This window comes from Candidatus Paceibacterota bacterium, assembly GCA_035530615.1.
Classification (GTDB): domain Bacteria; phylum Actinomycetota; class Actinomycetes; order Nanopelagicales; family Nanopelagicaceae; genus QYPT01.
Genome location: DATKUL010000002.1, coordinates 48,120 through 67,116, shown reverse-complemented (window position 1 = coordinate 67,116; position 18,997 = coordinate 48,120). Strand labels below are relative to the sequence as shown.

The window sequence follows — 18,997 nt, the reverse complement described above, 5'->3', positions numbered from 1 at the left end:
ACCTACGCAGTATTTAAAGAAGATTAAGTTAGAGTCGTCCCATGATGAGCGCATTCTTCTCACTTTCGCCTCGCAATACGGCTCTGAACTTCACAGATCGGACTCAGGAAATCTGGGACTGGTTTAGCGGCTCCCCATTGCATATCCTCGAAATCATTCTCGTTGCCCTCATCGCGCAGCGGCTGGGCAGCCGTGCCATCACGCGAGCGATGAATCGACTGGCTGCAGTGGATCTCAGCCACGGACTCGCCGCCACCGTCAACCGCCAGAAGGAACGAGCCAGAACCACTGGAACGGTGCTCACAAGCACTCTCAATGCAGTCATTTGGGTGATCGCCCTAGGCATGATCCTTGGCGAATTCGGACTCAACCTCGGTCCCCTCATCGCATCAGCAGGAGTAATCGGCATCGCATTCGGCCTGGGCGCTCAGACGATTGTCCGCGATGTACTGGCCGGATTATTCATGCTCATTGAAGATCAGTATGGAGTGGGCGATCGCATTGACGTCCTAGAGATTTCCGGAAAAGTCGAAAGGGTCGGACTTCGGATTACGACGGTGCGAGATGAGGCGGGCACCCTCTGGTATCTGCGAAACGGCGAAATTCTTAAGGTCGGCAACCGCTCTCAGTCGGGTTGATTCACCAAAGAGTTGGCTGCCATCTCAACATATTGATTGAATTCAACTTTGAGATGATCTTCAATATCCAACGCTGCAATCGCCGATTTCATACACTCCAACCACGCATCCCTTTCCGGCATGGCAATGTGAAAACCGGCATGGCGCATACGTAAGCGCGGATGTCCGCGTTCGTCCGAATAAGTTGTAGGTCCTCCCCAGTATTGCTCCAAAAACATTTGGAGGCGCAAGGCCGCACCTTTCAAATCTGATTCTGGGTACATTGGTCTCAAAATTGGATTGACGGCTACACAAGCATAAAAGTGTGAAACTAGATCCGCGAAAGTCTCACTTCCACCGACCTCTTCAAAGAAGGTACTCATTTCGAGAGTCGCAACCACACTGCTGTATCCGTCGGCAACTTAATTCCATCAAGTGGTCCACTCGACAGAAGTAAGTCAGCTCCCAACGGTAAATCACATGGTGCTCCGAAATTCACATAACAAGCGAAATTACCTGGACGCGAAAATGCCACCACTGAAGGACCTGCTTCTATCCACGTCATCGGTCCATCGCCCAAACCCTCTTCTTCGTGACGAATGGACAAGGCTTTGCGATACATCGTCAAAGTAGACGCAGGATCTCCATCTTGAACTTCTACGGAGAACGATCCCCAGGATGCGCTCTGTGGAAGCCATGCTTCGTCGGGAGTGAGATTAAAATTATTTGAGAATCCAAAAGCACCCGAAGAATCCCTCTTCCATGGGAGAGGAACGCGACAACCATCTCGGCCCCGATCGGTGTACTCACTGAGTGACCAGCGTGGATCGGTGAGGCGGGCTTCCGGAATTTCTCGGGCTTCCGGAAGTGCCAACTCTTCACCTTGATAAATGTATGCGCCACCGGGAAGCGCCAGCATCAGAAGTGCACCGGCACGGGCTCTTTGAGTTCCGCGGACAATGTTGAATTGCTTTTCATCCCCGTGGCGCTCACGGGTTGTACTTCCGGTCCCGGCAATGAGTCCCAAATCGAAACGGTCAACCGAGCGAACAACATCGTGATTATTGAAGACCCATGATGAAGGTGCGCCAACTTCTGCAAGTGCTTCTAGAGAATGGTTGATCATCTTCTTCAACTCATCGGGTTTCCACGCAGAGCTGAGAAAATCAAAGTTAAATGAATTCATCAATTCGTCGGGGCGAAGATAGCGGGCAATGCGTGAGGACGGACTGACCCATGCTTCAGCCACCGCCATGCGGTGATCGGGGTACGAATCAAGAATCTTGCGCCACTGACGGTAGATCTCGTGCACGCCCTCCTGATCCCAGAATGGACGGTTCTCGGGTGCAAGCATCTCCGATGTTGGATCTGGTGCCACGATATCGGGCAGACCAGCCAATTTCACCATTCCGTGAGCCACGTCAATTCGGAATCCATCTACTCCGCGATCGAGCCAAAATTTAAGGACATCCTCGAAATAAGCTCGGACTTCCTCGTTCTCCCAATTGAAATCCGGTTGCTCTACTGCAAAAAGATGTAAGTACCACTGCCCCGGCTTTCCATCAGCCTCAATAACTCGCTCCCACGCGGGACCACCAAAAACGGAGGTCCAATTATTGGGCGGAAGTTCGCCATACTCGCCCTTACCGTCCTTAAACCAATATCGATTTCGCTCTTTCGATCCTGGGGCTGCTTTAAGGGCTGCTTGAAACCACTCATGCAGATCACTTGAATGATTTGGAACAATGTCGACGAGGATTCTTATTCCGAGTTCGTGCGCCTCTTTGATAAGTGCTTGCGCATTTGCCAGCGTGCCATAATCAGGTTCGATATCCATGTAGTCGGCAACGTCATATCCATGATCCTTCTGCGGTGATGGATACCAAGGAGTAATCCAAATTGCATCAATGCCCAATCCCTTGAGATACGGAAGTCGCGAACGAATTCCATCTACGTCACCTTTGCCATCGCCATTGGAGTCAGCGAAAGAACGGATATAAATCTGATACGTGACTGCATCTCGCCACCATGGTCGCTCCGAACGTGCCGGGAGTGAATTCTGGTCTGTCATTATTATCCTTCCGCGGAAACCTCTAAGTAATCTGACAAAAAGCTTCGCTCTTCTTCAGTGAGTGGGCGAGACTTCTTTGTCTCCATAGATACGCCAACTTGCACTGTCTTGGCGCGGGCGTGAATCATCCCTTGATGGGAAATTACATAATTGAGTTCGAATGAAGAATTCCCTAGACGGCCAACGGTGATTGCTACATCAATCTCGATTCCGCCATCGTAGATCGGCTCCAAATAATCCACTTCAGCTCGTGCGACGACCATGTCTCCTAAGAGCTCGCGTTTCCCCGCAGCCTTGCGCGAGTACCATATGAAATCGTTCCTGGCCTCTTGCACAAAAGTTAAGTACGCTGCGTTATTTGCATGGCCAAATGCATCCAAGTCATCCCAACGAACTTCAATTGAACTATGGTGAATCATTAGCGCGTCAGCTTTCTATACGTGACGCGGTGTGGGCGAGCTGCATCAACACCGAGCCGTTCGATCTTATTCTTCTCATACGATTCAAAGTTGCCTTCGAACCAGAACCATTGTGAATCGCCTTCGTAAGCCAAGATATGCGTGGCCACCCGGTCAAGGAACCAACGATCGTGGGAAATAACCACTGCACAACCAGGAAATTCGAGTAGTGCATTTTCAAGCGACCCTAGCGTTTCAACATCCAGGTCGTTTGTTGGCTCATCGAGAAGGAGCAAGTTGCCGCCCATCTTCAAAGTCAACGCCAAGTTCAAACGATTTCGCTCGCCGCCGGAAAGAACGCCGGCCTGTTTCTGCTGATCTGGACCTTTAAATCCAAATGCGGAGACATAAGCACGACTGGGCATTTCAACCAGTCCCACTTTGATGTAATCCAACCCGTCGGAAACAACTTCCCAGAGTGTCTTCTTTGGATCGATACCTGCACGAGACTGGTCGACATAGGAAATCTTCACAGTTTCGCCCATTTTAATAGAACCCGAATCTGGCTCTTCAACACCCAACATCATCTTAAAGAGAGTTGTCTTGCCCGCACCGTTTGGACCGATGACACCGACGATGCCGTTGCGAGGAAGTGAGAAGGAAAGATCGTCGACCAAAAGCCTTTCACCAAAACCCTTGGAGAGATGGTCAACCTCAACCACAATATTTCCAAGACGCGGCCCGGGTGGAATCTGGATCTCTTCAAAATCGAGTTTGCGCATCTTGTCGGCTTCGGATGCCATTTCTTCATACCGAGCAAGACGCGCCTTTGATTTGGCCTGTCGGCCCTTCGAGTTCTGCCGCACCCATTCGAGTTCTTCAGTGAGGCGTTTTACGCGCTTGGCATCCTTCTGTCCTTCGATCTTCAAACGCGTTGATTTTGTTTCCAAATACGTTGAGTAGTTACCTTCATATGGATATGCGCGACCGCGGTCTAATTCGAGAATCCACTGCGCAACGTTGTCGAGAAAGTATCTATCGTGGGTAATTGCCACAACGGTTCCTGGATACTTGCTCAAATGCTGCTCGAGCCACTGCACTGATTCCGCATCAAGGTGGTTGGTAGGTTCGTCCAGAAGAAGAAGATCGGGTTGCTGAAGTAGCAACTTGCACAGTGCCACGCGACGTCGTTCTCCACCGGAAAGTACTTTGACATCGGCGTCTGGTGGTGGACAACGAAGGGCATCCATTGCCTGCTCTAATTGTGAGTCGAGATCCCAAGCATTCCGGTGATCCAGTTGCTCTTGCAAGTTTCCCATCTCAGTAAGTAATTTGTCGTAGTCGGCATCTGGGTTCGCCATCTCTTCACTAACTTCATTGAAACGGGCCATGAGAGCCATTGTCTCGGCAACGCCCTCTTGCACATTCTCCAAAACATTTTTCTCATCATTGAGTGGCGGTTCTTGCAGAAGAATTCCCACCGAATATCCAGGTGACAGGAATGCTTCACCATTTGAGGGTTGCTGCAAGCCAGCCATAATCTGCAAAACAGTGGATTTTCCTGCACCGTTGGGTCCGACAACACCAATCTTGGCCCCTGGGAGAAAAGAGAGGGTCACATCATCCAAAATAACCTTGTCGCCGTGCGCTTTTCGCGTCTTTCGCATTGTGTAAATAAACTCAGCCATGGGAATAAACCTTAGTGGTTCGAGTCGCTAGACTCCGTATCCTGAGGTAGCCCCAGCGCCTGTAGCTCAGTCGGATAGAGCACCCGCCTTCTAAGCGGGTTGTCGCAGGTTCGATTCCTGCCAGGCGCACTCACCTTTTCTTGGTATACCCACTTGGGCAGACCGGCTTTACTGCGGTGACTTTCTTCACAAGTTTTCCCTTGACGCACAAAATAGTGATCTTTTTGGGAGTGGCAGCAACAGTAATAATCATGACTTTGACTGGTGCGGCTAGGAATTCACTATTTCCCTCTTGCGACATTGAGACTATGCATCGACCTGGTGCCACCAGAACAAGTTTGGACTCGGATATTAGGCAAACCTTCTCAGTCTTGGAAACGGCAGTGACAAGCAAACCGGACGTTGCAGAAATTTTGAATGGAAGTATCGATTTCGTGATGACTGCTGTTTTCGGGAGGTTCCAATTTCCAATTGACTGGCCTGACTTGGTCATTGCTGTAGTCAACGTTGAGGTGGGTGTCGGGGTGGGTGTCGGGGTGGACGTGATGACGCCTGCACCAGTCCAGATCTGACTGGTTGAGGTGCAATTGAGGATTTTAAAGCAGAGCAGCGGAGTTCCGTGAAATATTCCAAACCCCTCCGAGTCGATATATTTCGCGGTGGCCAATCCAATAACACGCCCAGTTCTATCAAAAACAGGACCGCCGGAATTGCCATGATTAATTGGCGCCGTCGTGGTGCCCGTGAATTTGGCACTGGTGACACTTGAGACAATCCCGGTTGTAAGCACACCTGGGAAACCCAATGGACTACCAATAATTCCGGACCACCATCCTTGCTCGGGAGTTGCACCTCTCCAATTAAGAGGCGGAATGGACGTCATCGTGAGGATGCCTGCCACGTCATTTGCTTCATCCCATGCATAAACATACGCACTCACTTTTGTTTGGTCAGAAAGGACAATATAAATGTCTTTGTTTGTCGTGCATTCTGAAATCACATGATGATTGGTAATGATGTAACTCTTGAAACCAGATGAAAGATTGGCAGCACTCAAATCAACATTGACCGACCAGCCACTGCCAAGGCTATTGCCGCAAAGCACAGTAACGACCGACTTGGTCAATGCCGATGAGAGTGCGACCAAATCATTCGGAGGATTGGCTGGTGAGGAAATTGAAGTCATTCCCATTGTGATCTGAATATCCCTGAATACCCAATGTTGAACCAAAGGGTAAGCAAGTGTTTGGGATGCTAAACCCAATCCATGTTGCCTGCTTGTCCAGATTGGTCCAGGTTCCCACTGCACATATCGAGCTAGCAACTGGAGAACCCGAACTACGATCGATGAATCTCCCCGGCTGAATAAAATTTCCTGAAAATGGAGTCGTGGGGGTTTCCAATGAGTAGTCATCTTTTCCGTCAAGATTGAGATCTAGAAAAATGGCAGCCCAGGATTTATTAACATCGGAAAAACGTGTCGCGGTTAAAGGGGTACTGAAACCTAAAAAGAACCAGTATTCATTTGGTGCAGTATCGCTCACGGCAACATCTACTTGGGTAATATCGTACTCGGGCGAAAGATCAGGACGGTTATACGTATCCGCCGGACTTGACTGGTATTGAGTCCACGCAGCACTAGCGGTTGACACAGATGATTGCGCCACGATCAGCGTCAGCGCGGCGAGCACAATGAGATACTTTCTCACAGCCTAAATTATCGCTCGGTTATCACCCACAGTACAGACTTGCGCAGGCAAAGATCCAAGCGTTCGAATCCCTTCGGGCGCACTCTGTTCTAATCACGTTTGCGACGTTAACAAACCTTGCTCGCCCGCATTGGTATAGGCACGAAGAAAGACTCCATCCTGAGTGAACTGAACCCCCGAAGTTGGAGACTCAATGAAGAGTCCTGACTGAAGGGGTTCTTTTCATGGATGGACGAATTGACTATTCCGAAGAACGTTGGGTAGATCAATTCGCAATCCTAGGCGATCTGCCTGATAGAACGCTTGACAATATCTAAAGAAAGTAAAACGATAGTTATCAGAACACGGAGAGCGCCAAAAGCAGCCTTGCTTAGGTGATGAGCATTCGGCACTTCTATCTCTTCGGTGTTTGTAAATTCAGCGGTGAGTGAAAGTGCCTCAGGGAGGTCTTTCCATGTTGCAAATGTCGAAGTTCCGTAGATCTGGACTAAATCACTTCTCAACTCTCATAGCGGGTGCACTTCTATATTCCTTGCTCACCCAACCTATGTCGGCAAATGCCGACATAGGTATATGGACCAAACTCAATCTAAATTGTTCCTGCCAGTCCATTGCCTCCTCCAGCGATGGCTCAAAACTTGTTACCGCTGATAACTCTGGAGCAACAGGCGGACACATATTTACTTCGACAAACTACGGGGCTACATGGACACCGCGTGAATCCGCACGAAACTGGATTGCCCTTGCTTCATCGAGTAATGGCGCCAAACTCGTTGCGGCCGTCCAAGAAGGTCTGATCTATACCTCTACTGATTCAGGAGCAACATGGACTCCGCGGGATTCAGTTCGACGTTGGAGTGGACTTGCCTCATCCAGTGATGGCTCCAAACTCGTTGCCACGGTTGAGGGAGGCTGGATATATACCTCTACTGATTCAGGAGCAACATGGACTGCGCGGGATTCAGTTCGAAATTGGACTTCCGTAACTTCGTCCAGCGATGGGACCAAACTTGTTGCCACCGCGCGAGCTGACCAGATATTTACTTCTTCGAATTCAGGGGTGTCTTGGACTCCTCGTGACTCAGTTCGCCTTTGGCGAGCAGTCGCATCCTCTAGCGATGGGTCAAAACTTGCAGCGGTCGTGTACGGAAACCCAGGAAACATCTACACCTCTGCCGACTCTGGTGCTACATGGACGGTGCGTGCCACCGACCTTAACAAATACTGGCAGGGAATTGCGATGTCAGGTGACGGTTCAAAACTTGTGGCAAGTAGTTATACGGGGGCCCTTTATACATCGCAAGATTCTGGTGCTACCTGGACTCCTATCAATTCGATTCAGAGTGCCTACGGAGTTGCGTTATCTGCCGATGGAACCAAGTTTGTTGTTACTACCCCTGGCTACATCTACACATTGGGAAGTGCTTCAACTCCAACACCAAAGCCATCATCCATAGCCGCGAAGAATGTGCTAAATGGTAAGTGTACAAAAGTTGGAACTACGACAAAATCGAAAGGGATCTCTCTTAAATGCGTCAAAGTTGGTAAGAAATTGGTGTGGCAGAAAGTTAGTATTGCTCCCGTAACAAAAACTCCCACGGTTAAACCGTCAGCAACTAAGGCGAAGAATCCTTGCGTTGTCGCAGGAAATTGCCCCATCGGCAGCACTGGACCGGGCGGTGGAATTGTTTTTTATGATGCGGGTTCTCAACAATCGTGGGGTCGATATTTAGAAGCGGCACCAAGTGGTTGGTCTGGTAAGTCGGCCGACCCAAATTCGATCTGGTGCAATGTGAGTGTGGATGTGGTTGCAACGGTGACAGATCCATTGGTTAGAGCTGGCATTGGTAAGGGAAGTGCCAATACGACTGCCATATTGACCGCCTGCACCTCAAGTGCCGCCGCCGTGGCTCACGCTTACCGCGGTGGTGGAATGCAGAATTGGTATTTACCCTCGTCCCTCGAGGCTAAGGCCATGTACTCCGTCTTATGGGCCAGTAATTCCATTTTAGGTGGCGCAAATATTGGTAAATTCAACCCTAATGCCTATTGGACTTCAACCCAAGCCGATGCGGCCTATGCAGGGATGCTTATGGTAGACGGCACGTTAAGCACCTCCCTTAAAGTTTATGCAATGTCAATTCGCCCCATACGGGCTTTTTAAGGAATTCCTACGCCCGCCACTACTATAAGAAAGGTTTGTCATGTCGCACATATCGAAATTCCGTAACTTAACATCGCATCGAACCTCAATTCTTATAGTGTACGGTCTTCTGTTTTCCTTGTTTTTACCGATCGGTCGTGCGGCAGCAGACTTAGGAACCTGGACTCCGCGTGGCTCAGTTCAAAACTGGTTTGCAGTTGCTTCCTCAGATAATGGTAGGAAACTTGTTGCCACAGTCATTAGCGGACAGATCTATACCTCTACCGATTCTGGAGCCACTTGGACGGCGCGGGACTCAGTTCGAAACTGGCGCGGAGTTGCCTCATCAAGTGATGGCACAAAACTCGTTGCAACTGTCGCCAGCGGCCAAGTCTACACTTCGACTGATTCTGGTGTTACCTGGACAGCACGGGACTCAGTTCGAAACTGGCGCGGAGTTGCCTCATCAAGTGATGGCACAAAACTCGTTGCAACTGTTTACGAAGATCATATATATACCTCTTCTGATTCTGGTATTACATGGACTACGCGTGACTCAACTCGAGACTGGGAGCAAGTCGCTTCGTCGAGTAACGGTACAAAACTTGTTGCCACCGCTTTAGGCGGCAAGGTCTATACCTCTACGGATTCTGGTGTCACGTGGACAGCGCATGATCTATCTACAAATTTGAATGGAGTTGCCTCATCAAGTGACGGCACAAAACTCGTTGCCACAGTGGGCGATCCACTTGGCGGACAGATCTATACCTCTACCGATTCTGGCCTAACGTGGACGCCGCGTGGATCAAAAAGGGAATGGAATATGGTTTCCTCCTCAAGTGATGGTGCAAAACTCGTGGCTGCTGCGAACGGCGGACAGATCTACACCTCTACCAATTCTGGTGCCACCTGGACGTCACATGGTTTAACTCTAGGTTGGTATGGGGTTGCTATTTCCAGCGATGGTTCAAAGCTCGTTGCCACTGCTTACGGTGATCATATCTATACCGCGACAACTGCTGCGACGGCACCTAGTAAAGGTTCCGTCAAAGTTAAGAAAGTGAGCACAAATAAATACGTGCTAACTGTTTCTTCGAAATCGCCAAAAACTAAATTTATTATTACAGCGACAAAAAAAGGGAGTAAGACAATAACCTTCAGTGGAACTACAAACACTGCTGGCGGCGCTGTTATCCGGGCTACCAAGAACTTATCTGGCTTCAAATTCACACTGAAGTTGATGGTGAAATGATCTACCCAGCGCCCAGTTTCCTCCCTCCGGGCGCACCACGCGGAAAATAGCGCGACAATGCTTGACACCTTGCCTCAAAGAACTAACTCTCGGATATTCTCACAGTCATTATGGAATCCGAGGTACCAATATCTGGCGGGCGACTAAATCGCGGAAGATTGGTTCGCCTTGGTGATTTTCTGCTCCGACCAGCCGATGAAGATCCCGCAGTCGAACAAATAATGCTTGAGGTTGAGAAGGTCTTTCGCGGGATACCCAAATCATTTGGACGTGATGATGTGGGTCGTCTGAAACTGCAATGGGTGGAAGGCGATGTTATTTCTGAAATCGCGCATGAGGATAACGATGTAGAAAAGACTCGCCTGCTAAGTGTTGGCAGGTTGCTAAGAGAGTTGCATGACTCAACTGCGGACATTGCGGCAGGAATTGCTTCCACTTCCTTAAGCCTTTTGGATCCTTCAGGAGTTCCAGAGGTTATCTGTCACGGAGATCCAGGACCTGGGAACGTAGTCTTTCAAAACGGAAGTGCAGTTGCGTTTATTGATTGGGAACTAACTTCCCCAGGGCGAAGAGCATGGGATTTAGCGATCACGCTGAGATACTGGGCTCCTTTTCGAAATCGGGCAAATATCAAGAACGCCGAACTTCTAGTCGACCCCTGGCAAAGAGCGAGGTGGGTTCTCGAGGGATACTCTGCGTCGAATGAACTTCGAACCGAAGTTTTCAGACTGCTTCCGATCAATCAGAGGGCGCAAGCAGAATATGTCATACGTAGAATTAAGGCACGTGGAGATTCGGTGTACCAGGAGTGGGTCAGCAAGGGTGGCCTTAGAAGATTGGATTTGGATGCCGCTTGGCTAGGTGCGGAAAGCGAACGGCTCATCCGAGATTGGTCTCCAACCTAAGAGGGACGACCAATTCCGCATGCCCAGTGCTATCTCTTCGGACAGCACGTCCGTTTTTGCCAAAGAAATTGTGCAAGGGGCGTCAAGGATCGCTGTTATCCCATCAACCAATCTTGGCAATTTGAGATACATCTAGATCGTGAAGCGCGCCAGTAATAGCGCTGTAACCCAAAGCAGGGTTTGCATTGGAGCATGCCGGACTCAAGAGGTAAGTGAGGAGTCCTTTGACATCCGAAGCGTGTTTACCTTTGGTGTCGACAAGTGCGTAAGAAACAATCCCCAGAGGATATGCGCCTGGTTCCATCGTCTCGTAATCAAAGGTTAGGAATCCATTCGGATCTACTGCTGCTGCACCGAGAAATGCTGAAGTCCCTGCGGCGTCAGGTGCAACAAAGTTTCCCGCCCGATTTCCAATGTTGGCTTCGCTCAACCCCGCCGCGTCAGCGTAGTTCTTTTCTGCATAAGTAATCGAATACGGGGTACTTCCCGCAAGTGAAGAGACGCCTGAGGATCCGGCAGCAGAGACGATCCGACCAAGATTGGCCGATGAATCAATATTGCCAGGGAAACTAGCTTTGAAATCGTTACTGCCAGGGTTTGACCAGATCGCAGGAGCCATTCCATATAAGAATGCAGTGAAGTTGCCTGAGGTTCCCGATGAATCGGAACGGTAAATTACCTGGATCTTCTCTGATGGCAGTTGGACGCCAGGATTGTCTGCAATCACGGCGGGGTCGTTCCATTTAGAAATCGTCCCCGCAAATATTCCGGCAACGGTGGAAGGTGAAAGATTTAAAGGCTTGGCTAAATCCATTTTGTACATGACGGCGATGGGGGCTGCGATAACGGGTACATGGATTACGGTCGCAAGCCGGGTATTAGCGGTGTGAGGAGTATCTGAAAAATTAAAATCCCCAATGCCCATATCAGAGGCACTACGACCAGCTCCTGAGCCTCCACCCGAATATGTGAAGGTATTTCCTGAGGTCGCTGTGTATCCAGCCTTGCACTCATCCAACAGGGGGATAGCAAAAGTCGATCCTGCACCAGTCAGATTGACTGCGGATGCTCCTTTATCGGTAGAAGGGCGCATTGCGAAGAAGATGGCGAATAAAACTACCAAGACAAGTGCAAGGATTCCGAGTTTCACATTCTTTTTCATACGTTCTGCTCCCCTTGATAGATCTCTATCCGACTATTGATAATACCCGCTGCACACTCCTGCAAGAAGAGTATGAGCGATCGATTTTGGTCGACCGCCCATACTCCAGTTAACTCTTCTTGCTATGACTAGCCAAGCTTTGCGATCTGCTTTACGTCCAAAGCGTGCAAGGCACCAGTAATCGTTGTGTATCCAAGTAATGGATCAGTTCCTGGACATTTTGGATCCAAGAGGTAGGAAAGAAAGTCTGCAACAGCAGCAGCGTTCTTGCCCTTAGTATCGACCAACGCGTATGAAACGATACCTAGTGGGTAAGCACCAGCTTCTTTCGTGTTGTAGTCGAAAGTCAAGAATCCGTTGGAATCAACTGTTGCCGCACCAAGGAAATCTGAGGTTCCGCCAGCATCGGGTGCTTGATAATTACCCGCTGCGTTTTGGATATTGGCCAAGTTGAGCCCGGCTGCTTTCGCAAAGTTCTTCTCTGCATACGTGATTGAGTACCGTGTCTTTCCAGCTAATGTCGCAACACCAGGTGAACCTGCTGCAGCCACAATTCGGCCGAGATTTCCTAATCCGTTTATGTTTCCAGGAAAACTTGCCTTGAAATCACCATTGCTTTGGTTCGGCCAGAGGGATGGAGCCATGCCATGTAGAAATGCAGTGAAGTTGCCAGAGGTTCCAGAGGAATCTGACCGGTAAATCACCTGGATTTGCTTGTTTGGAAGTGTGAGGTGGGTCCTGATGGTCACCGTCTTGAGGACGATTGGGGAACCAGTCTTATCCTTTAGAACTTCTCCCTTTGAATTCTTCTTATATACAACGGTGTCAAATGCTCTGTTGTTGTCAGCAACAATCTTTGGGTCATTCCACTTTGTAATCTTTCCGCTGAAGATACCAGCGACCGTCTCCGGTGAAAGATTAAGCGCCCGAGCAGTTCTGAAGTTGTACATCACTGCAATAGGAGCGGCCAAGATTGGCACATGGATTACGGTTGCTAGACGCGTTGCGCCAGTGTGTGGTGTGTCGGAGAAATTCACATCACCAATGCCCTTGTCAGATGCAGATCGTCCAGCTCCTGATCCGCCACCTGAGTAGGTAATTGTGTTGCCAGTTGCTGCTGTGAAGCCAGCCTTGCAAGAATCAAGTAGCGGGATCGCAAAAGTTGATCCAGCGCCAGTTAGGTTAACTGCAGCTACTGCAGGCTGTGCGGCGAAGAGAGCGACTGCTGCGACTATCGCGGCAATCTTCGGAGTCTTCGTAATTTTCATTTACTTCCCCTCATAGGTTTAGACACATTTACAAGGGAAAAGTTAAAGCAGTAGTCTGAACGAACCATCTGAAATTCGAAAACGCCGACTTACGCCTAAATGAACAGTTGGGGTTAACCAAACCGTCCTGTCACATAATTCTCAGTCCGCTTATCCTTTGGACGTGAGAAAATCTCACCCGTAGGCCCAACTTCGACGAGCTTTCCCGGTCCGCCCTCAGATAGGAAGAATGCGGTGTAGTCAGAGACACGGGCAGCTTGTTGCATGTTGTGAGTCACGATAATGATCGTCATGGTCGAGGAAAGATGAGAAATAGTCTCTTCGATTTTCAAGGTTGAACCTGGATCAAGAGATGAGCAAGGCTCATCCATCAGCAGAACTTCAGGACGTACGGCCAATGAACGCGCGATGCAAAGTCGCTGCTGTTGTCCGCCAGAGAGAGAACCACCGTAGGCACCTAGTCGGTCCTTCACTTCTGTCCATAACCCCGCCCGCTCAAGACATTCCTCAAGTAGGTCATCTTTATTTTCAACCTTGAGCTGAGCCAACTTCAAACCAGCAAGTACGTTCTCGGAAATCGTCATTGAGGGAAAAGGATTTGGCTTCTGGAAAACCATGCCGATTTTCAGGCGGATCTTGGTGACATCAACACCCGATGCGTACACATCCTCTCCATTGAGAAGAACCTGTCCAGCCATAGCAGCCCCCGGAATGAATTCATGCATCCGGTTAAGTGTGCGAATAAAGGTTGATTTTCCACACCCCGATGGGCCAATGAGTGCGGTGACAGTCCCTGACCAAAAATCCAATGAGAGATCTTCCAGAACCAATCGATCGCCAAACCAGGCATGAATTCCACGAGCTTCCAGCCCAATCCCCTGGACCTGAGCAGGTGCAGTCCGGGAATCAAAGCGATTCTTGGCGACGTCCCCCAGAGACGAGACCAAAGGTTGAGTGGACATCACATTCTCCGTCTCATCGTTGCTGGCGTCATTCATGACTTGGTCCTTCTCTCACTCAAAATCCGGGCTGAAACAAAGAGCACTAGCACAATTACTAAAAGAACCAGGATTCCGGCCCAGGCGCGAGTAACCGATTCTTCAGTCCCAACCGCATAAGACTTCCAGATATAGAACGGCAAGGAACCCATGGGACCACTAAACGGATTCCCATTGACTGTATCTCCGCCACCGGTAAGCAGGAGCACCGGAGCGGTCTCTCCGGCAATACGTGCGATTCCAAGAATCATCGCCGTCACCAAACCACTCCTTGCCGCCGGAACAACCACCATGGCGACGGTGCGCCATTGCGTTCCGCCGAGTGCGACACCGGCTTCGCGTAAATCATTTGGAATCAGAAGTAGTACTTCTTCTGACGTGCGTGCAACCGTCGGGATCATAAGGATTGAAAGAGCTAGTGCTCCAACAAATCCTGAGTATGATTTTGTGATTGGATAAACGATCGCCGAGAGAATAAAAAGACCGGCAACAATTGAAGGTACGCCGCTCATCGCCTGGACCAAGAATTTGATCGGCCTTATAAAGCGGCCTTTGATCTCAGTCATATACACGGCGGTCAATATTCCTAACGGGACGCTGATAAGCAGCGCCACAATCACCAGAATTGCCGTTCCGGTTATGGCATGAAGAAGTCCACCCTGGTCTATCGGATCTGAAACGCTGTTGAGTTTCATATCTGTTGTGAATAAAGAAAGGTGGATTCCTTTGTAACCGCGCATCACCACAGTTGCCAGAATGCTGATAATCGGCGCAACTGCCAATGAAATTCCAAGGGCGACGACAGCTCGAGCAATTGCATCTTTGGCTAAGGCAATGCCGCGCGTTAGGTAGTGAAATATGAAATCAAAAAGCGTAAAAGCAAAGAAGAAAACTAGAAAATAGGCGAGTTTGCCCTCCATCGGAGTTGTGGCCACCAACAGGTAAGAAGTAAGCATTGCTCCAAGAAGTACCAGCGCAGAAACCATTCTCTGCTTTGGCGAAGATTTCCACGGTTTCTGTGGGAGAACGACGGGCTTTTCGCTCATCGCCCTTTGCCTCCAGAACTGCGGACAATGAAATCTGCCAGTGAGTTAACGGCCAAAGTGAGCAAGAACAAGACAAGGCCTGCGGCCATCAATGCTTTGATTTCCTCTGGTCCTGCTTCGCCAAACTTCAATAAAATCATCGAAGCAACATTGCCACCTGCGCCTAGGAGTACGTGCCAATTAACTTGATAGACAACATTGAGAACCGTGTAAACGGCCACCGTCTCACCCATGGCGCGACCAAGCCCCAACATTGCGCCGCCAATGATTCCACTACGGCCATATGGAAGTACCACCGCGCGAATCATTGCCCAACGCGTCGCACCGAGTGCGTAAGCCGCTTGAATACGGTCTAAGGGAGTCTGGTTGAAGACTTCACGAGAAATAGAGGTAATAATCGGAATAACCATAATTGCGAGCACCAAACCAGCGATAAACGGCGAGCGCGTATAGATCGGCGGTTCGACCTGAAAGAACGGAATGACACCTAAGTAACGGTGGATTAATTTCGCCCAATACTCCGCGCTCGGCATGAGAATGAAGAAACCCCACAGTCCGAAGAGGATAGAAGGGAAAGCTGCCATCAGATCTACAACCGCGACCATAATCTTCTTCACCGACGGTGGCGCGAAAAAATTTAAGAAGAGTGCTGCAAGAACCGATATTGGAAGTGCGATAACAATTGCAATGACAGCACACAAAATGGTTCCGACAAGCATTGCAGCGATTCCGAACTGAGTCTCTTTCGGATCGATATTTCCTGCGGCATCGAGAACAACTTGCCAATTGCTCCCGGTAATGAAATGCAGTCCCTGAGAGCGAAGTACCGCGAAGCCTTGATAAGCGAGAAAGAAGAAAATCAGTCCTAGAATGAGAAGTGAAGAAAGTGCGCCACTCGTGACAATCCAAGCAAATACCCGATCCGATAATCTGGGCTTGGTAGTAATTTCCCGTTTGGCCGGCAATGGAGAGAGAACAGGCGAAATCAGGGTTTCGGACACAAGACGATCTTGCTCGTCTCCAGGTGCAATTACCTTGAGGGCTGGTTAATGGAAGGTGAACGGCAAGTGAAATCCCTGCCGTATTTAGCGACCTGTTTCATCATCTAAAGTGAGACCTATGGCAAGCGAGAACCCACCCCTGATCTGGATCGACTGCGAGATGACCGGCCTCTCCCTGGCGGTCGATGTCCTGGTAGAGATCGCCGTCCTGGTCACCGATGCCGATCTCAACATCATCGGAGAGGGCGTGGACGTAGTGATCCGGGCGGACGCTGCACAACTGGCTGGCATGAATGACTTTGTGACCCAAATGCACACCTCATCGGGTTTGATCACAGAAATTCCCGAGGGAATCGACGTCGCGACTGCTGAAGAATTGATACTGATCTATTTGCAAGCCAGCGGTGCCCAGCCAGGGAAGTCACCACTGGCAGGTAACTCTGTCAGCGTTGATCGGAGTTTCATCGCTCGCGACATGCCTTGTCTCAACGAATTCCTCCACTATCGAACCGTCGACGTTTCCTCCATTAAGGAGCTCGCGCGCCGGTGGCACCCACGCATCTATTTCAATTCCCCATCGAAGAGCGGAAACCACCGCGCCCTTGGAGATATTAAAGATTCCATAAATGAGTTGAAGTACTACCGCGAGACCATATTCGTCGCCTCCCCCGGCCCCGAAACCAAATTTCTACGAGAAGTAGCTCAAAAATTCGGCCCAGTGCAGCCGGAACAGGTGACCACCGACTAGGGACCCCGATGGCGAATCAGCAGAGCCATATTGGCGGGTAGTATTGGGACCTCTTGGTGGGCGTAGCTCAGCTGGTAGAGCACTCGGTTGTGGTCCGAGATGTCGCGGGTTCGAGCCCCGTCGTTCACCCCAAGTTTTAGTGAGGAGTCCGCATGCCAGGAATGACTTTCGATGTCATTGTAGAAATCCCGGCGGGCAGCCGTAACAAGTACGAAGTCGATCACGAAACCGGCAAGATCCGTCTGGATCGCATGCTCTTTACATCCACGCGATACCCGTGGGATTACGGATTCGTCGACGACACACTCGGTCTCGATGGTGACCCCATCGATGCACTTGTGATGCTGGATGAGCCGACATTTCCGGGATGTGTCGTTCGCTGTCGAGTAGTAGGTATGTTCCGCATGCGCGATGAAGCAGGCGGCGATGACAAGTTGCTCTGCGTGCCGGCTGGAGATGTACGTAAAGATCACCTCAAAGAAATTACCGATGTCCCGGAATTTGATCGGCTAGAAATCAAACATTTCTTTGAAGTGTATAAAGATCTCGAACCAGGTAAGAGTGTCGAAGGTGCAATGTGGGTTGGACGCGACGAAGCGGAGAAAGAAATCCACGACTCATACGACCGGTATCGCGCAGGACACTGAATTAGTTAGTTTGAGAATTGATTAGTTTGGCAATAATTGCTCTGGGCATGGAGTCAGTAGCCTCAAAATCGCATCCTTCTCAGGTTTTGTGAGCCACAATCCGTACTTCGCCTTTACGGCTACTTGTCGAGCAACGAAAGCGCAGCGATAACTCTTCAATGGCGGCAGCCATGTAGCCGCGTCGCCATCGCTTTTCTGACTATTTAATGAGCCCTTTACCGCCAACAAATTGAGCGGGTCATTGGCCAACTGGGTCCGTACTTGGATCGTCAATTTGAACGCACCGGTCTGCCAGGCATTTGAAAGAGAAACTACGTGATCAATTTGGACTTCCGAACTTGTTTTATTTCCCCTTAGAAAGCTGATTTCAGTTCCTGAATAAGGATCCCGCAAGATTCCACTGAGTACTACGCATGAGTGGGTGTTGGGCTTGAATGTGACTGATGTGAGATCTCGATTCAAGATGTCATTTCGGGTGTCACAACCATTGCGGTTGGTGTCTGCCCATCTCTGCCCAAATTGGGTTCGTGAATACCCGGTTTTTGGCGCCCTCCCCTTTACCGGAATCTTCTCTATGGCACTAATTACCGTCACCTCACCGGTGGAACCGACTGCTGAAGAACTCGATATAATTTGCAGCGCAAACACGGAAAAAATGGGTACCCACACCGAGCGCCCATATCTATGCCAGAACATGGGTCCATCGTGCTCTTGGAAACTGGCATATCTATCCCCGCCACGCTGGTAGGGTCTGATCCGCAGAATCTTCACAAAGTTCGGCGTTGTTAGCTCAGTTGGTAGAGCAGGTGACTCTTAATCACCGGGTCGGGGGTTCGAGTCCCTCACAACGCACTTTTTCGTAAAAATTCAGGTTCTACTAATTGGTCTTGCGATAGTCAACTCAATTTCACGGCAGTCCCTAGCAGCGTGATTGCCTGTGAACGATTTAAAGCGCTACCCGAACCATCCATAGAAAATTGCACCGAGACCACAGCATCCGCACTAAGTCTTGTTGCTTGGAGCATCAACTCCCGTGTCACCTTGTGACGCGCGATTCCCGCCCGTGACACTGTTGTTTCAATGGCAGTTCCGCGACTTAACTCTCGGAAAATGTGCCTAGACGACCACTATCCAAAATTTCGTTTACTACTTTCAATATATTAACTGACGTTTCGTAACAGTAGGTTGCATCTTCGATCGAAATACTTGGCGTTAACTCCGACGGGTACTGGGAATCAGCCCGAGATCTCCGCAAAGTCGCTTTGCAAAATTTGTGTTGGCTGTGACCATCTCCAGGGAGCCTTCCTCTAGCAAACGCAAAACAGTTGCTCTCCCATGCGGCCA

General features: G+C 49.8%; 18 protein-coding genes and 3 tRNA genes. 9 read left to right on the top strand and 12 right to left on the bottom strand.

From position 1 onward, the window contains the following. Nucleotides 1–44 precede the first annotated feature (44 nt). Entirely contained in the window at nt 45–638 is a 594-nt protein-coding gene (locus VMW30_03335; protein ID HUW87393.1) for a mechanosensitive ion channel domain-containing protein, read from the top strand. On the opposite strand, the gene VMW30_03330 is transcribed toward VMW30_03335, so the two are convergent. The 4 genes from VMW30_03330 to ettA are packed head-to-tail and all read right to left on the bottom strand — an operon-like array spanning nt 626 to nt 4,774. Beyond that, a complete protein-coding gene (locus VMW30_03330) occupies nt 626–1,000 on the bottom strand; it encodes a globin (protein ID HUW87392.1) in 375 nt (124 codons plus the stop codon). The two genes, VMW30_03335 and VMW30_03330, sit on opposite strands and share 13 nt — an antisense overlap. Next, nucleotides 997–2,688 (bottom strand): alpha-amylase family glycosyl hydrolase, encoded by a 1,692-nt coding sequence (locus VMW30_03325; GenBank protein HUW87391.1) that lies wholly within the window; start codon nt 2,686–2,688, stop codon nt 997–999. The genes VMW30_03330 and VMW30_03325 overlap by 4 nt, the downstream gene beginning before the upstream one ends. 2 nt (nt 2,689–2,690) lie before the next feature. Continuing rightward, nucleotides 2,691–3,107, bottom strand: a complete 417-nt coding sequence (locus VMW30_03320) for a thioesterase family protein (GenBank protein HUW87390.1) — start codon at nt 3,105–3,107, stop codon at nt 2,691–2,693. Next, a complete protein-coding gene (ettA, locus tag VMW30_03315) occupies nt 3,107–4,774 on the bottom strand; it encodes an energy-dependent translational throttle protein EttA (protein ID HUW87389.1) in 1,668 nt (555 codons plus the stop codon). Before ettA ends, VMW30_03320 begins: the two co-directional genes overlap by 1 nt. A gap of 55 nt (nt 4,775–4,829) precedes the next feature. Here ettA and VMW30_03310 point away from each other — a divergent pair. Next, nucleotides 4,830–4,903: transfer RNA gene (locus VMW30_03310), tRNA-Arg, on the top strand. Nucleotide 4,904: 1 nt separating this feature from the next. On the opposite strand, the gene VMW30_03305 is transcribed toward VMW30_03310, so the two are convergent. Continuing rightward, nucleotides 4,905–5,966, bottom strand: a complete 1,062-nt coding sequence (locus tag VMW30_03305; protein ID HUW87388.1) for a serine protease — start codon at nt 5,964–5,966, stop codon at nt 4,905–4,907. After that, a complete protein-coding gene (locus VMW30_03300; GenBank protein HUW87387.1) occupies nt 5,923–6,483 on the bottom strand; it encodes a hypothetical protein in 561 nt (186 codons plus the stop codon). The genes VMW30_03305 and VMW30_03300 overlap by 44 nt, the downstream gene beginning before the upstream one ends. 454 nt (nt 6,484–6,937) lie before the next feature. Here VMW30_03300 and VMW30_03295 point away from each other — a divergent pair, with 454 nt between their 5' ends. The 3 genes from VMW30_03295 to VMW30_03285 all read left to right on the top strand — a co-directional run bounded on the left by VMW30_03295 (nt 6,938) and on the right by VMW30_03285 (nt 10,783). Further along, nucleotides 6,938–8,647 (top strand): hypothetical protein, encoded by a 1,710-nt coding sequence (locus VMW30_03295; protein HUW87386.1) that lies wholly within the window; start codon nt 6,938–6,940, stop codon nt 8,645–8,647. A 118-nt stretch (nt 8,648–8,765) separates the two neighbouring features. Next, nucleotides 8,766–9,878, top strand: a complete 1,113-nt coding sequence (locus VMW30_03290) for a sialidase family protein (protein ID HUW87385.1) — start codon at nt 8,766–8,768, stop codon at nt 9,876–9,878. A 110-nt stretch (nt 9,879–9,988) separates the two neighbouring features. Further along, nucleotides 9,989–10,783: a phosphotransferase gene (locus VMW30_03285; GenBank protein HUW87384.1), complete on the top strand. Its 795-nt coding sequence runs from the start codon at nt 9,989–9,991 to the stop codon at nt 10,781–10,783. Between the two features lie 103 nt (nt 10,784–10,886). Here VMW30_03285 and VMW30_03280 read toward each other — a convergent pair whose 3' ends face one another. The 5 genes from VMW30_03280 to pstC form a co-directional block, all read right to left on the bottom strand. After that, on the bottom strand, nt 10,887–11,945 hold the full coding sequence (locus tag VMW30_03280; protein ID HUW87383.1) for a substrate-binding domain-containing protein: 1,059 nt from the start codon (nt 11,943–11,945) through the stop codon (nt 10,887–10,889). Nucleotides 11,946–12,073: 128 nt separating this feature from the next. Next, complete coding sequence (locus tag VMW30_03275; GenBank protein HUW87382.1) at nt 12,074–13,213, bottom strand: substrate-binding domain-containing protein; 1,140 nt, start codon at nt 13,211–13,213, stop codon at nt 12,074–12,076. 113 nt (nt 13,214–13,326) lie between these two features. Beyond that, nucleotides 13,327–14,211, bottom strand: a complete 885-nt coding sequence (locus VMW30_03270; protein HUW87381.1) for a phosphate ABC transporter ATP-binding protein — start codon at nt 14,209–14,211, stop codon at nt 13,327–13,329. Beyond that, nucleotides 14,208–15,257 (bottom strand): phosphate ABC transporter permease PstA, encoded by a 1,050-nt coding sequence (pstA, locus tag VMW30_03265; GenBank protein HUW87380.1) that lies wholly within the window; start codon nt 15,255–15,257, stop codon nt 14,208–14,210. The genes VMW30_03270 and pstA overlap by 4 nt, the downstream gene beginning before the upstream one ends. Further along, the gene (gene pstC / locus VMW30_03260; protein ID HUW87379.1) at nt 15,254–16,258 is read right to left on the bottom strand and encodes a phosphate ABC transporter permease subunit PstC; all 1,005 of its coding nucleotides are present in this window, start codon (nt 16,256–16,258) and stop codon (nt 15,254–15,256) included. The genes pstA and pstC overlap by 4 nt, the downstream gene beginning before the upstream one ends. Nucleotides 16,259–16,376: 118 nt before the next feature. Here pstC and orn point away from each other — a divergent pair, with 118 nt between their 5' ends. The 3 genes from orn (at nt 16,377) to VMW30_03245 (ending at nt 17,653) form a co-directional block, all read left to right on the top strand. Next, on the top strand, nt 16,377–17,006 hold the full coding sequence (orn, locus tag VMW30_03255) for an oligoribonuclease (protein ID HUW87378.1): 630 nt from the start codon (nt 16,377–16,379) through the stop codon (nt 17,004–17,006). Between the two features lie 56 nt (nt 17,007–17,062). Beyond that, nucleotides 17,063–17,138: transfer RNA gene (locus VMW30_03250), tRNA-His, on the top strand. Nucleotides 17,139–17,167: 29 nt separating this feature from the next. Further along, on the top strand, nt 17,168–17,653 hold the full coding sequence (locus VMW30_03245; protein HUW87377.1) for an inorganic diphosphatase: 486 nt from the start codon (nt 17,168–17,170) through the stop codon (nt 17,651–17,653). A 21-nt stretch (nt 17,654–17,674) separates the two neighbouring features. Here VMW30_03245 and VMW30_03240 read toward each other — a convergent pair whose 3' ends face one another. Beyond that, nucleotides 17,675–18,247 carry an HNH endonuclease family protein gene (locus VMW30_03240; protein HUW87376.1) on the bottom strand — a complete coding sequence of 191 codons (573 nt, stop codon included), beginning with the start codon at nt 18,245–18,247 and terminating at the stop codon, nt 17,675–17,677. Nucleotides 18,248–18,432: 185 nt separating this feature from the next. Here VMW30_03240 and VMW30_03235 point away from each other — a divergent pair. Next, nucleotides 18,433–18,505, top strand: a tRNA-Lys gene (locus VMW30_03235). Nucleotides 18,506–18,997 lie beyond the last annotated feature (492 nt).

What these genes read in the sequence shown, in the direction of transcription:
- VMW30_03335 (HUW87393.1), top strand. Translation starts at nt 45, where the DNA reads ATGAGCGCATTCTTCTCACTTTCGCCTCGCAATACGGCTCTGAACTTC.
- VMW30_03330 (HUW87392.1), bottom strand. Translation starts at nt 1,000, where the DNA reads ATGAGTACCTTCTTTGAAGAGGTCGGTGGAAGTGAGACTTTCGCGGAT.
- VMW30_03325 (HUW87391.1), bottom strand. Translation starts at nt 2,688, where the DNA reads ATGACAGACCAGAATTCACTCCCGGCACGTTCGGAGCGACCATGGTGG.
- VMW30_03320 (HUW87390.1), bottom strand. Translation starts at nt 3,107, where the DNA reads ATGATTCACCATAGTTCAATTGAAGTTCGTTGGGATGACTTGGATGCA.
- ettA (HUW87389.1), bottom strand. Translation starts at nt 4,774, where the DNA reads ATGGCTGAGTTTATTTACACAATGCGAAAGACGCGAAAAGCGCACGGC.
- VMW30_03305 (HUW87388.1), bottom strand. Translation starts at nt 5,966, where the DNA reads ATGGGAATGACTTCAATTTCCTCACCAGCCAATCCTCCGAATGATTTG.
- VMW30_03295 (HUW87386.1), top strand. Translation starts at nt 6,938, where the DNA reads ATGTTGCAAATGTCGAAGTTCCGTAGATCTGGACTAAATCACTTCTCA.
- VMW30_03285 (HUW87384.1), top strand. Translation starts at nt 9,989, where the DNA reads ATGGAATCCGAGGTACCAATATCTGGCGGGCGACTAAATCGCGGAAGA.
- VMW30_03280 (HUW87383.1), bottom strand. Translation starts at nt 11,945, where the DNA reads ATGAAAAAGAATGTGAAACTCGGAATCCTTGCACTTGTCTTGGTAGTT.
- VMW30_03275 (HUW87382.1), bottom strand. Translation starts at nt 13,213, where the DNA reads ATGAAAATTACGAAGACTCCGAAGATTGCCGCGATAGTCGCAGCAGTC.
- VMW30_03270 (HUW87381.1), bottom strand. Translation starts at nt 14,211, where the DNA reads ATGAATGACGCCAGCAACGATGAGACGGAGAATGTGATGTCCACTCAA.
- pstA (HUW87380.1), bottom strand. Translation starts at nt 15,257, where the DNA reads ATGAGCGAAAAGCCCGTCGTTCTCCCACAGAAACCGTGGAAATCTTCG.
- orn (HUW87378.1), top strand. Translation starts at nt 16,377, where the DNA reads ATGGCAAGCGAGAACCCACCCCTGATCTGGATCGACTGCGAGATGACC.
- VMW30_03245 (HUW87377.1), top strand. Translation starts at nt 17,168, where the DNA reads ATGACTTTCGATGTCATTGTAGAAATCCCGGCGGGCAGCCGTAACAAG.